We start from the raw sequence: 12,917 nt of genomic DNA, 5'->3' as shown, positions 1-12,917 counted from the left end.
CCACAACAGCCGGCGGTTAGGCCAGATCGAACAGCAGCGCCTGCAGCGGCTCGCGGCCAACGTTGCGCAGGCTGTAGGCCGGCTGCGCACTGACCTTGGCGGCATCACCCGGGCCGATTGCGACATCATCCAGCTGCAGCTGCCCTGTCACCACGTGCACATAGCTGCAACGCTGCGGCGACTGCTGGAAGTCCAGCGCCTCGCCCGGGGCCAGGATCAGCTGGTACAGCCGCGCATCCTGGCGCATCTGCAGGCTGCCAGCGGCGCCGTCTGGCGAGGCCACCAGCGTCAGCCCCGGCGCCATGCCGAAGTCCTTCTGCTGGTAGCCCGGCTCGCCGCCGCGCTGGTTCGGCTCGATCCATATCTGCAGGAAGCGCAGCTCCTCGCTGTCGCTGGCGTTGTACTCGCTGTGCAGGATGCCGCGGCCGGCGCTCATCAGCTGGAACTCGCCGGCGCGCAGCACTTCCTCGTTGCCGGTGGAGTCGCGGTGGCGGATCGCCCCGGCCAGCACGTAGCTGATGATTTCCATGTCGCGGTGACCGTGGGTATCGAAACCGGCGCGCGGCAGCACGCGGTCGTCATTGATTACCCGCAGGTCGGAAAAGCCCATGTGCGCCGGGTCGTAGTAGCTGGCGAACGAGAAGCTATGGCGGCTTTGCAACCAGCCAAAGTCGGCCTTGCCACGGGAGTCGGCGCTGCGGATATCGATCATGGTGAGTTCTCCTGAATAAGTTTCCCGACTGACAGACTGGCTTCATACAGCTTGCCTGCTGTCATGTCCGTTACTGTAACCCTGTTGCCACCAAAGCAAAATCGCAGAAATTCGCGTAGCTATTTCAGTAAATCAGAACAAGGCAACAGCCATGTGCGGGGAGGCATCTTATGGCGCTTGATGCAGCACAAGCCGGTTGGCCATCGGCGCCCGTTACACGGATACCTTGTAATATCATTTCATTAACTGTGTTGTTATCCGGAGCGCCACCATGCACTTTCTGCACGCACTGCCAGCCTATGTGTTTTTTACCGGCAAGGGCGGGGTCGGCAAGACCTCGCTGGCCTGTGCCAGCGCGGTAAGGCTGGCCGATGCCGGCCAGCGCGTGCTGCTGGTCAGCACCGACCCAGCATCCAACATCGGCCAGGTGTTCGGCCAGACCATCGGCAACCACATTGTCGCCATCGCCGCGGTGCCCGGGCTGGCGGCGCTGGAAATCGACCCGCAGGCGGCGGCGCAGGACTATCGCGACCGCATCGTCGGCCCGGCACGCGGCGTGCTGCCGGAGGCCGAAGTGCGCGGCATGGAAGAACAATTGTCCGGCGCCTGCACCACCGAGATCGCCGCCTTCGACGAGTTCACCTCCCTGCTGACCGACGCCGCGCTGCTGCGCGACTACGACCACATCGTGTTCGACACCGCCCCCACCGGCCACACCATCCGCCTGCTGCAGTTGCCAGGGGCGTGGAGCGGCTTTCTGGACAGCGGCCAGGGCGATGCCTCCTGCCTGGGACCGCTGGCCGGCCTCGACAAACAACGCAGCCGCTATCACGCCGCGGTGGCGGCGCTGACCGACCCGGCGCGCACCCGGCTGGTGCTGGTGGCCCGCGCCCAGCAGGCCACGCTGCGCGAGGTGGCGCGCACCCGGCAGGAGCTGGCGGCACTGGGCATGACCCGGCCGCAGCTGGTGCTCAATGGCGTGCTGCCGCAAGCCGCCTGCGATGGCGACCCGCTGGCCGAGGCGGTGTGGCAGCGCGAGCAGGCGGCAGTGGCCGCCATGCCGGCCGAGCTGGCCAGCCTGCCGCTGGACACGGTGCCGCTGCTGCCGGTGAACCTGGTGGGCGTGGCGGCACTGCGCCAGCTGCTGTCGGCAGTACCGGATGCAGGCAGCGCCGCTGCGGCCAACATCAGCCTGCCGCCACTGCCGCAGCTGGAAAGCCTGGTAGATGAACTGGCGGCCAACGGCCACGGCCTGATCATGCTGATGGGCAAGGGGGGCGTGGGCAAAACCACCATGGCGGCGGCCATCGCCGTACAGTTGGCCGCCCGCGGCCATGCGGTGCATCTGACCACCTCCGACCCGGCCGGCCAGCTGGACAGCAGCCTGCAGGGCAGCCTGCCTACGCTCAGCATCAGCCGCATCGACCCGCAGGCCGCCACCGAGCAGTACCGCGCGCAGGTCATGGCCAGCAAGGGCAGGCAGCTGGATGACCAGGGCCGCGCCATGCTGGCGGAAGACCTGCGCTCGCCCTGCACCGAGGAAATCGCGGTGTTCCAGGCCTTCTCGCGGGTGATCCGCGAATCCGGCCGCAAGTTCGTGGTGCTGGACACCGCCCCCACCGGCCACACGCTGTTGCTGCTGGATGCCACCGGCGCCTACCACCGCGAGGTGGTACGGCAGATGGGCGAGCGGCTGCACTTCACCACCCCGATGATGCAGCTGCAGGACCCGGCGCAGACGCGGGTGCTGATCGTCACCCTGGCGGAAACCACGCCGGTGCTGGAGGCGGCCGGCCTGCAGGCCGATCTGCGCCGCGCCGGCATCGAGCCATGGGGCTGGATCATCAACAATTGCCTGGCCCAGGCGCAACCGCGTGCCGCGCTGCTGCGCCAGCGCGCCGCCAGCGAGCTGCCGCTGATTGCCCAGGTGCAACAGCAGCACAGCCAGCGGCTGGCCGTGGTGCCGCTGCAGCAGCAGGAGCCCAATGGCGTGGCGGCGCTAATGGCGCTGGGCGCGGCGACCAAAACCGGCTGATTCCCCACCGTTAGCCGGCAGGCGCTTGCCAGCGGCGGCCGGCCACATAGGTGGCCGCCACGCAGCGCTCGTCGCCCAGCGTGGCCAGCGCAAACAGCCGCTGCGCCAGCGTGTGCTCGCCCTGCAGGCGGAACGCCAGCTCCGGCGTGGCCGCCATATCCAGCACCACGCAATCCGCCTCCTTGCCGACGGCAAAATTGCCCAGACAGTGCTCCAGCCGCAGCGCCTGCGCGCCGGCCAACGTCGCCAGGTACCAGCCGCGCAGCGGCGGCAACGGTTGCTGCAAGCACTGCGACACCTTGTAGCCATCGGCCAGGGTGCGGATCAGGCTCAGCGAGGTGCCGGCGCCGATGTCGCTGGCCAGCCCCACCGCCACTCCGGCCTGCCGCGCGGCGCGGTAATCGAAAAAACCGCTGCCCAGAAACAGGTTGGAACTGGGGCAAAAGGCAATCGCGGTGCCGCTCTCGGCCAGCAGCTGCCGCTGCGCGTCATGCAGGTGGATGCCGTGACCGTAGATGCAGCGCGGCCCCAGCAGACCATAGTGGCGATACACATCCAGATAGTCGCCATGCCCCGGAAACAGCTGCGCCACCCACTGGCATTCGCTATGGTTTTCCGCCAGGTGCGACTGCACATACAGCCCGGGCGTGCCGGCATACAGCTCGCCGGCCAGTTGCAGCTGCCGCGGCGTGGAGGTGGGGGCAAAGCGCGGCGTCACAGCGTAGGCCAGCCGCCCTTTGCCATGCCAGCGCGCGATCAGCGCGGCGGATTCGGCGGCGCCGCGCTCGGCGCCGTCGCACAGCGCGGCTGGCGCGTGGCGGTCCATCAGCACCTTGCCGCCGATCAGCCGCATATTGCGCGCCAGCGCCGCCGCCATCAGCGCGTCCACCGATACCGGGTGCACGGTGGCAAACACCGCCGCGGTGGTGGTGCCGTGCGCCAGTAGCCGGTCCAGCACGAAATCCGCGGTGCGCCGCGCCAGTTCGGCATCGGCAAACGCCGCCTCGGCCGGAAAGGTGTAATCCTGCAGCCAATCCAGCAACTGGTGGCCAAAGGCACCAATGATGCCGACCTGCGCGTAGTGCAGATGACAGTCGATCAGCCCGGGCAGAATCAGGCGGCCGCGGTGGTCGTGCACGTTGGCCGCGGCCAACCTGTGCGCGCTCAGCGCTGCCCAGTCGCCGCAGCCGGCGATATGGCCGTGCCGCATCGCCACATAGCCGTCCGGCCAGTGCTGCCACGCCGCCGCGTCGTCGTCCGGCCCCGGATCATGCAGAAAATGCAGTACCTCGCCCCGCAGAATGGTGTCTTGCACGCACGTACCTCTCTTCTGGTCTACCTGCTTCGTTATGACGCATCCGGCGACGCTTGTCCGCCGCCAGCGCCGCGGCGGCAATCGGCAGGCGCAGAATGGCTGGTGACGGCAGGGCGAATGGTCTTCACTGAAGCGAGAGCGCCCCGGTCGCAACCGCTGGCGCACGATACCGATTGACGCCGGATTTGCCGGCAAGGAGCACATCATGCATATCGCCATCATCGGCAAGGGCAACGTCGGCACCGCGCTGCAAGCCGGGCTGTCGCAGCTGGGACACCAGGTACGCGCCGTGGGGCGCGATGCGCTGCTGGTGCACCAGGCGGCACTGGCCAGCGAGTTGATCATCCTGGCCATGCCGTTCAGTGAAACCGACAACGTGGTCACCGCGCTGGGGGTGGCCGCCAATGGCAAGGTGGTGGTGGATGCCACCAACCTGCTCACCGACAGCCTGCACCTGGCCGCCGGTTTCGACACCAGCGGCGCCGAGCAGTTGCAGGCCAAGCTGCCGGCGGCGCGGGTGGTAAAGGCGTTCAACACCAGCTTTGCCGGCACCATGGCCAGCGGCCACGTCAAGGGCGAGCAGCTGGTGGGGCTGGTGGCCGGCGACGATGCCGCCGCCAAGCAGACGGTGCTGGAGATAGTGGATGCGCTGGGCTTCGACGCGGTGGACGCCGGGCCGCTGTTGATGGCGCGCTATCTGGAGCCGATGGCGCTGCTCAACATCCGCCTGGCCTATGTGCAGGGGCTGGGGCCGAACATGGGTTTCCGCCTGGTGCGCTAGCGCCAAGGTTGGCCGCAGGCCGCCCTGCCCTCCACACAGACAAGGGCAAAAAAAACGCCCCGCATCACGTGGATGACGGGGCGCCCAAGGAGGCTTGAATTGTTGCGGCTCAGCTGGCGGACACGCCGCTGCGGATCAGGTGGTCGAAGGCGCCGAGCGCGGCCTTGGCGCCCTCGCCCATGGCGATGATGATCTGCTTGTACGGCACGTCGGTCACGTCCCCAGCGGCGAACACGCCGGGCACGGTGGTGTCCTGCTGGCGGCCAACCAGGATCTCGCCACGGCTGGACAGCTCCACGCTGCCACGCAGCCAGTCGGTGTTCGGCAACAGGCCGATCTGCACGAAAATGCCTTCCAGTGCGATGTGGCGAGCCTCGCCGCTGGCACGGTCAATATAGTCAAGGCCGTTCACCTTGCTGCCATCGCCCGTCACCGCGGTGGTTTGCGCCTGCAGGATGATGGTCACGTTGGGCAGGCTCTTCAGCTTGTTCTGCAGCACCGCGTCGGCACGCATGGCATCGCCGAATTCCAGCAGGGTCACATGCGACACAATGCCGGCCAGGTCGATAGCCGCTTCCACGCCGGAGTTGCCGCCCCCCACCACCGCCACGCGCTTGCCCTTGAACAGCGGGCCGTCGCAGTGCGGGCAGTAGGCCACGCCCTTGTTGCGGTATTGCTGTTCGCCCGGCACGTTCATTTCACGCCAGCGGGCACCGGTAGCGATGATCACGGTCTTGGCCTTGAGGCTGGCACCGCTTTCCAGCTGGATTTCAGTCAGCCCGCTGGCACTTTCGCTGGCGGCCACCAGCTTGCTGGCGCGCTGCAGATTCATCACGTCCACGTCGTATTCCTTGACGTGCTGTTCCAGCGCCATCGCCAGTTTCGGGCCTTCGGTTTCCTTTACCGAGATAAAATTCTCGATGCCCATGGTGTCCAGCACCTGGCCGCCGAAACGCTCGGCCACCACCCCGGTACGGATGCCCTTGCGCGCAGTGTAGATGGCGGCGGCGGCACCGGCCGGCCCACCGCCGACCACCAGTACATCAAATGCGTCCTTGCTGGCGATTTTTTCCGCCTCGCGTGCCGCCGCGCCGGTATCCAGCCGGGCAACGATTTCTTCCAGCCCCATGCGGCCCTGGCCGAACACGTCGCCATTCAGGTACACGGTAGGCACCGACATGATCTGGCGCGCGGCCACCTCGTCCTGGAACAGCGCGCCGTCGATCATGGTGTGGCGGATGTTCGGGTTCAGCACCGCCATCAGGTTCAGCGCCTGCACCACGTCCGGGCAGTTCTGGCACGACAGCGAGATATAGGTTTCGAAGCTGTATTCGCCGCGCAGCGCTTTTACCTGCTGGATCAGTTCCTGCCCGGCCTTGGATGGATGGCCGCCCACCTGCAGCAGCGCCAGCACCAGCGAGGTGAACTCGTGGCCCATCGGCACGCCGGCAAAACTGACGCGAGAAGCAGGCTCACCGACGCGGCCAACGCTGAACGACGGCTTGCGGGCATCGTTGCCATCAAAACGGACGCTCACCTTGTCGGACAGGCTGGCGATGTCGGCCAGCAGGCCGCGCACTTCCTCGTCCTTGGCGCCGGCACCCAGGCTGGCAACCAGCTCGATTGGGTGTTGCAGGTTGGTCAGGTACGCTTGCAGTTGGGTCTTGATATTGTTGTCCAGCATGATGTGCTCCTTGGTATACGGGTACCCGGGAAAGCGGCTTCAGGGTTGGCCGCAAGGCCGTTTTCCGGGGCACCCGGCAATGAATGTCGGGTGGGGATGGCACCGGCCGGGAGAGGTCGGCCGGGCCATCAGGTACAACCTTGTCACGTGCCCTCAGGCACGCGGCGGCAGAACTTAAATTTTGCCTACCAGGTCCAGCGACGGTGCCAGCGTGGCATCGCCCTCTTTCCACTTGGCCGGGCACACTTCGCCCGGGTGGGCGGCCACGTACTGGGCAGCCTTCACCTTGCGCAGCAGCTCGGCGGCATCGCGGCCGACGCCACCGGCGTTGATTTCCACGATCTGGATCTTGCCTTCCGGGTCGATCACGAAGGTGCCGCGATCGGCCAGGCCGGCGTCCTCGATCAGCACGCCGAAGTTGCGCGAGATCAGGTGGGTCGGGTCAGCCAGCATCGGGTACTGGATTTTCTTGATGGTGTCCGAGGTGTCGTGCCACGCTTTGTGGGTGAAGTGGGTGTCGGTGGAAACGGAGTAGATTTCCACGCCCAGCTTCTGGAATTCCGGGTACAGATCGGCCAGGTCGCCCAGTTCGGTCGGGCACACGAAGGTGAAGTCCGCCGGGTAGAAGAACACTACCGACCACTTGCCCAGCAGGGTCTGGTCAGTCACGTCGATGAACTGGCCGTTGTGGAAGGCTTTAGTGGCAAACGGTTTGATCTGGCTGTTGATGATGGACATGCTTGGCTCCTTGCTTGGGTTAAGTGCTGCGTGGCCGGATACTGCGTCGTCTTGTTCAGTCACGTCGCCCGGCGGCTCTGCAGCGGTAAGTCGTTGTCGATGGCTGCATAGTGCCGCAGCGTGATAGCCAATTCCAATTGAATGTTTTTCTTGGATAGTTTTATTTTCTTTATCGACCATGATTGGCCGTTTTGATCGCAAGGAGCGGAGTGCCATTGGCACGGCACCCGCCTACAGTCAGGGCAAGAGGTCACTGCGGAGCCACAGCATGAAACACTCACCATCCCTCGCCGCCGCCACCGTCGCCGACCCGCGCTGGCAGGCGGTGCTGGCGCGCGATGTCGCCGCCGACGATCAGTTCGTGTACGCGGTCAGCAGCACCGGCATCTTCTGCCGCCCCAGCTGCCCGTCGCGCCATGCGCGGCCGGAACACGTGCGCTTCTACCCGGACGCCGCCGCGGCGACACAGGCCGGCTACCGCCCCTGCCGCCGCTGCCGGCCAGAGGCCGAGTCGCCAGCGCAGCAGCAGGCGGCGCTGATCGCCCGGCTGTGCCGGCAGATCGAAGAGGCCGAGCAGGCGCCGACGCTGGCACAGTTGGCCGCAGCCGCCGGCATGAGCCCGTATCACCTGCAGCGGGTGTTCAAGGCCGCGACCGGGGTCAGCCCCAAGGCCTATGCCACCGCCAGCCGCGCCGCGCGCATGCGCCAGTCGCTGCAGGCCACGCCGTCGGTGACCGAGGCCATCTACCAGGCCGGCTACAACGCCAGCAGCCGCTTTTACGAACAGTCGGGCGCGCTGCTGGGCATGACGCCCAGCAACTGGCGCGCCGGCGGCAAGGCACAGGACATCCGCTTTGCGCTGGCGCAGTGCACGCTGGGCGCCATCCTGGTGGCGCAAAGCGCGCGCGGCATCTGCGCCATCCAGCTGGGTGACGATGCCGACAGCCTGCTGCGCGAGCTGCAGGATCGCTTTCCGGCGGCCAACCTGATCGGCGGCGACGCCGCGTTCGAGCAACTGGTGGCGCAGGTGGTGGGCTTTGTGGAAGCGCCGCAGCAGGGGCTGGCGCTGCCGCTGGACATCCGCGGCACCGCCTTTCAGCAACGAGTGTGGCAGGTGCTGCAGGCGATACCGCCGGGACAGACGCTGAGCTACAGCGAGGTCGCCGCGCGCATCGGCTCGCCGCGGGCGGTGCGGGCGGTGGCGCAGGCCTGTGCCGCCAACGCGCTGGCGGTGGCGATTCCCTGCCACCGCGTGGTGCGCACCGACGGCAGCCTGTCCGGCTACCGCTGGGGCGTGGCGCGCAAGGCCGCACTGCTGGCGCGCGAGGCGCAGCTGGCAGCGGATGGCGCTGCCACTCGCCCGAGCGAACAGGAGTAAACCGCAGCCATGATCGACGATCTGTTCGCCCCGCCGCCCGGCAGTGACGATTGTACCGAGCGCCTGACGCCCGGCACCGTGCTGCTGCACGGCATGGCGCTGCCGCTGGCCGCGCAGCTGCTGGCCGACATCACTGCCATTGCCGCTGCCGCGCCGTTCCGTCACATGATCACCCCCGGCGGCTACCGCATGGGCGTGGCCACCACCAGCTGCGGCGAGCTAGGCTGGATGTCGGACCAGCACGGCTACCGCTACAGCCGAATCGACCCGGGCAGCGGCCAGCCGTGGCCGGCGATGCCCGCCAGCTGGCGCACGCTGGCCGGCGACGCCGCTGCACGCGCCGGCTTTGCCGGTTTCGTGGCCGATGCCTGCCTGATCAACCGCTATGAGCCGGGCTGCAAGCTGTCGCTGCACCAGGACAAGGACGAGCGCGATTTTGCCGCGCCGATCGTGTCGGTCTCGCTGGGGCTGCCGGCGGTATTCCAGCTGGGCGGCCTGCGCCGCAGCGCGCGTTGCGCCACGCTGCAGCTGCGCCACGGCGACATCCTTGTGTGGGGTGGGCCGGACCGGCTGCGCTATCACGGCGTGCTGCCGCTGGCCGGCGGCGAACACCCGCTGCTGGGCGCCTGCCGCATCAACCTCACCTTCCGCCGCGCCGGCTGAGCGCGCTGCTTTACGCCCTGCCGCGCGCTGCCGTCGCTGCCTTCGCTGCCTTCGCTGCCTTCGCTACCGGGCCGCGTGCTTACCTCAGCGAACCACCGCTTGCTGCGCCGTGTTCGCCCTGGCTCGCGCACACGTCAGCCACTGCCGCGCGTTGCCAGGCCTGATCGTTGATCGCGGTGACAAGCCGCCGCCCGCCACGTAGCCTTGCGGCCAACCTTTGCCCCGAGTCCGCCATGTCCACCACCCTGCACTGCCAGCTGCCGCTGCCGGCCAATTTCCGCGCCGCTGGCTTCTTCGATTTTCATCGCCGTGATGCACAGCAAGTGGCGGAGCGTGTCCTTGCGCACACGCTGGAAAAGGGCCTGCTGTGGCACGGCCAGCCGGCGCTGCTGCGCATCAGCCTGCAGCCGGAGGGCGCTGCAGCCAGCCTGCTGCTGGATAGCGGCAGCCACGCCGACGACGCGGCACGGCTGACCGGCTGCGTGCGCCACATGCTGGGGCTGACTCAGCCGGTGGCAGAGTTCGAGGCGGCACTGGCCGGCCACCCGCAGCTGGGGCCGCTGCTGGCGCGGCAGTCCGGGCTGCGCGTACCGCAGACCGCCAGCGCCTTCGAAGCGCTGGCCTGGGCCATCATCGGCCAGCAGATCAGCGTGGCGGCGGCAGTGGCGATACGCCGCCGCTTCATCCTGGCCGCCGGGCGGCAGCACAGCAGCGGCCTGTACTGCCTGCCGGATGCAGACTGCGTCGCCGGCATGGACGAGGCCACGCTGCGCGCTGCCGGCCTGACCCAGGGCAAGGCGCAGACGCTGTTGCGGCTAGCCGCCGAGGTCGCCAGCGGCCGCTTGCCGTTGGCCGCCTGGCAGCAGGCGCCGGATGCCGCCGCCATCGGCAGCCAGCTGGCGGCGATCCGCGGCATCGGCCCGTGGACCATCAGCTATGCGCTGCTGCGCGGCTTTGCCTGGCTAGATGGCTCGCTGCATGGCGATGTGGCGGTGCGCCGCAACCTGCAGCGGCTGCTGCAACGGGAAGACAAGCTGAGCGCGCCGGAAACCGAGCGCTGGCTGGCCGAATTCGCCCCCTGGCGCGCACTGGTGGCCGCCCACCTGTGGGCGCTGCAGGCCGGCGACGGCTACTGATGCGGCCAACGTGCCGGCTGTCATCGCCGCGTCACAACGCGCCGCGATACTGCCGCCAGCAACATGGCTTTGTCCCGTTTCTGCTTACCGCCCGCCCTGCGCGGGCATTTTTTTTGCCGCCGGCTGCCGGCCGCGGCGCCACTTGCCCGCATTGCCAAATGTCATCGGCAGCACTGCCGTATATACTCTGCCGACTTGTGACTTACGGTATGTGCTTGTGATGATTCGTTCTGTCGCCAAACTGGCAGCCCTGCTGCTGCCGTTGCTGCTGGCCGCCCCGGCGCTGCATGCCGCCGCGCTGCCGCGCGTCGGCGTGGTGCTGGGCGGTGGCGGCGCGCGCGGCATTGCCCACCTGGGTGTGCTGCAGGAGCTGGAAAAACTGCAGGTGCCGATCAGCTGCATTGCCGGCACCAGTGCCGGGGCGCTGATTGGCGGCGCCTATGCCAGTGGCCAGGATCTGGACACGCTGGCGCAGCAGCTGAACAGTGCCGACTGGGACACCCTGCTCGCCGGCAAGCCGCGGCGCGAGGATGTGCCCTACCAGCGCAAGCACAACGACAGCAAGAACTACTTCGACCTCACCCTGGGCTTTCGTGACGGCAAGCTGCGCCTGCCACCGGCGGCGATCAATGCCCAGGCCATCGACCTGTTCATCCGCCAGCTGACCCACGCCCGCAACGAAAGCAGTTTCGACAATCTAAGCATTCCGTTCCGCGCCGTAGCCACCGATCTGGAAAACGGCGAGGCGGTGGTGTTCGACAAGGGCGACCTGAGCCTGGCGATGCGCGCCAGCATGGCGGTGCCCGGCATGTTTTCGGCGGTGGAGGCCGACGGCCGCCTGCTGGTGGACGGCGGCATGGCACGCCAGTTGCCGGTAGAGGAGCTGAAAGGCCGCTGTGCCGATGTGCTGATCGTGATCGATGTCGGCTCGCCGCCGGTACCGCGCGCGCAGCTGAACAACTTTCTCAATGTGCTGGACCAGAGCACCTATCTGATGGTGGCGCGCAATAGCAAGGAATCGCTGGCGCTGCTGGGTGCGGACGACATCCTGATCCGCCCGCAGCTGGATGGAGTCACTCCGGCCGACTTTGCCGCCAGCCGCCAGATCATCGAGGCCGGCCGCCAGGCCGCGCGCGCGGTGGCGGCCCGGCTGCAAACGTTGGCCGCCAGCCCGGAGGCCTACCGGCAATGGCAGGCGGCGCGTAGCAGCAGCCCGCCGCCGCGCATCGACCAGGTCAACGTCAGCGGCGACTTCGCCTTCGTGGAGCCGGGCGCGCTGATCGACAAGCTCGCCATCAACCGCCAGCTGGGACTGGGCAGTTTCCATCGCCGCCTGCAGGACGTGTTTGCCGAGGGCGATCTGGAAAAACTGGATTACACCCTGCAGCCGCAGGATGGCCAGACCGTGGCCCAGGTGCAGGCGGTAGAACGCAACACTGGCCCCAACTACCTGCGCGGCGGCCTGGAGCTGCGCTCCAGCTCGCAGGGCAATGCCACCTTTTCGCTGCTGGGCGAGTACCGCCGCAGCTGGCTGAACCATGCCGGCGGCAGCCTGCTGGCCGAGGCCAAGATCGGCGAGGAGCCAACCTACAGCGCCGAGTGGTATCAGCCGCTGGCGGCCAACTCGCCACTGTTCGCCAGCCTGTCCGGCAGCTATCGCGAGAAGGATTACTCGCTGTACGTCACCGACAACCAACCGGAGGCGGAATACCGCCGCCGCACCCGCAGCGTGCATGCCGATGTCGGCTGGCGCTTTGCCGAGATGGGCGAAATCCGCACCGGCTGGTATCGCAGCAGCGACGACCTGAAACTGACAGTCGGCTCGTCCAATGCCGCGCTGGATGACTACAACAGCCAGGAACAGGGCCTGCGCGTGCGCCTGGCGCTGGACCAGCTGGATAACCCGCGCTGGCCGCGCAGCGGTTACGCCGCCACGCTGGAGGCGCGCGCGCCCAGTTCGCGCAGCGACAGCGAGGACACCCCGCCCGCCAGCGGCTCGTTTTCGCTGGACAGCGTCACTACCGACCAGCGCGACATCAGCTGGCATTTCAGCCTGCGCGGTGGCTACAGCAACCCGGACGACAACAATAATGTGTTCGAGCTGGGCGGCTTCCGCTATCTGTCCGGCTACCAGCCGGGGCAGCTGCTGGGCCGGCAGATGCTGTTTGCCCGTGGCATGATGTCGTGGCGTGTGGCCAGCCTGCCGTCGGCCATCGGCACCGGCCTGTACCTGGGTGCCTCGGCCGAGATCGGCCAGATGTGGTCGCAGATCACCAATGATCGCGACAGCGGCTGGTTGCCCGGCGGCACGCTGTTTGTCGGCGCCGACACCCTGCTGGGGCCGCTGTTCATCGGCGTGGGCAACAGCCGCGGCGGCCGCCTCACCGGCTACCTGAACCTGGGAGTGGAATATTGAGCCGCGCGCTGGCAACGCCGGCGGCGGCCAACAGCGGCGATCGCCGCCAAAGCTGGGCC

General features: G+C 67.7%; 10 protein-coding genes. 6 read left to right on the top strand and 4 right to left on the bottom strand.

All coding sequences use genetic code 11. The features are described from left to right. Window positions 1–16: 16 nt before the first annotated feature. On the bottom strand, window positions 17–712 hold the full coding sequence (locus ABNW52_RS06125) for a pirin family protein (RefSeq protein ID WP_349585465.1): 696 nt from the start codon (window positions 710–712) through the stop codon (window positions 17–19). 271 nt (window positions 713–983) lie between these two features. Between ABNW52_RS06125 and arsA the strand changes: the two genes are divergently transcribed. Further along, the gene (arsA, locus tag ABNW52_RS06120; RefSeq protein ID WP_349585463.1) at window positions 984–2,747 is read left to right on the top strand and encodes an arsenical pump-driving ATPase; all 1,764 of its coding nucleotides are present in this window, start codon (window positions 984–986) and stop codon (window positions 2,745–2,747) included. Between the two features lie 10 nt (window positions 2,748–2,757). Here the strand turns inward: arsA and guaD are convergent, their stop codons facing one another. Then, on the bottom strand, window positions 2,758–4,062 hold the full coding sequence (guaD, locus tag ABNW52_RS06115) for a guanine deaminase (RefSeq protein ID WP_349585462.1): 1,305 nt from the start codon (window positions 4,060–4,062) through the stop codon (window positions 2,758–2,760). Window positions 4,063–4,267: 205 nt separating this feature from the next. Between guaD and ABNW52_RS06110 the strand changes: the two genes are divergently transcribed. Beyond that, on the top strand, window positions 4,268–4,843 hold the full coding sequence (locus ABNW52_RS06110; RefSeq protein WP_349585460.1) for an NADPH-dependent F420 reductase: 576 nt from the start codon (window positions 4,268–4,270) through the stop codon (window positions 4,841–4,843). Between the two features lie 109 nt (window positions 4,844–4,952). On the opposite strand, the gene ahpF is transcribed toward ABNW52_RS06110, so the two are convergent. Together ahpF and ahpC are read right to left on the bottom strand one after the other, a co-directional pair. Further along, complete coding sequence (gene ahpF, locus ABNW52_RS06105) at window positions 4,953–6,527, bottom strand: alkyl hydroperoxide reductase subunit F (protein WP_349585458.1); 1,575 nt, start codon at window positions 6,525–6,527, stop codon at window positions 4,953–4,955. A 174-nt stretch (window positions 6,528–6,701) separates the two neighbouring features. Continuing rightward, window positions 6,702–7,265 carry an alkyl hydroperoxide reductase subunit C gene (gene ahpC / locus ABNW52_RS06100; RefSeq protein WP_349585456.1) on the bottom strand — a complete coding sequence of 188 codons (564 nt, stop codon included), beginning with the start codon at window positions 7,263–7,265 and terminating at the stop codon, window positions 6,702–6,704. Window positions 7,266–7,533: 268 nt separating this feature from the next. Here ahpC and ada point away from each other — a divergent pair, with 268 nt between their 5' ends. The 4 genes from ada (at window position 7,534) to ABNW52_RS06080 (ending at window position 12,858) form a co-directional block, all read left to right on the top strand. Continuing rightward, window positions 7,534–8,643: a bifunctional DNA-binding transcriptional regulator/O6-methylguanine-DNA methyltransferase Ada gene (ada, locus tag ABNW52_RS06095; RefSeq protein WP_349585454.1), complete on the top strand. Its 1,110-nt coding sequence runs from the start codon at window positions 7,534–7,536 to the stop codon at window positions 8,641–8,643. Window positions 8,644–8,652: 9 nt separating this feature from the next. Continuing rightward, window positions 8,653–9,306 (top strand): DNA oxidative demethylase AlkB, encoded by a 654-nt coding sequence (alkB, locus tag ABNW52_RS06090; protein WP_349585452.1) that lies wholly within the window; start codon window positions 8,653–8,655, stop codon window positions 9,304–9,306. Between the two features lie 233 nt (window positions 9,307–9,539). Further along, on the top strand, window positions 9,540–10,442 hold the full coding sequence (locus ABNW52_RS06085) for a DNA-3-methyladenine glycosylase family protein (protein WP_349585450.1): 903 nt from the start codon (window positions 9,540–9,542) through the stop codon (window positions 10,440–10,442). A gap of 220 nt (window positions 10,443–10,662) precedes the next feature. After that, entirely contained in the window at window positions 10,663–12,858 is a 2,196-nt protein-coding gene (locus tag ABNW52_RS06080; RefSeq protein ID WP_349585448.1) for a patatin-like phospholipase family protein, read from the top strand. Window positions 12,859–12,917 lie beyond the last annotated feature (59 nt).

The sequence above is a fragment of the Vogesella oryzagri genome (assembly GCF_040148885.1).
Lineage (GTDB): Bacteria > Pseudomonadota > Gammaproteobacteria > Burkholderiales > Chromobacteriaceae > Vogesella > Vogesella oryzagri.
This window is presented reverse-complemented; position numbering and strand designations above follow the sequence as displayed.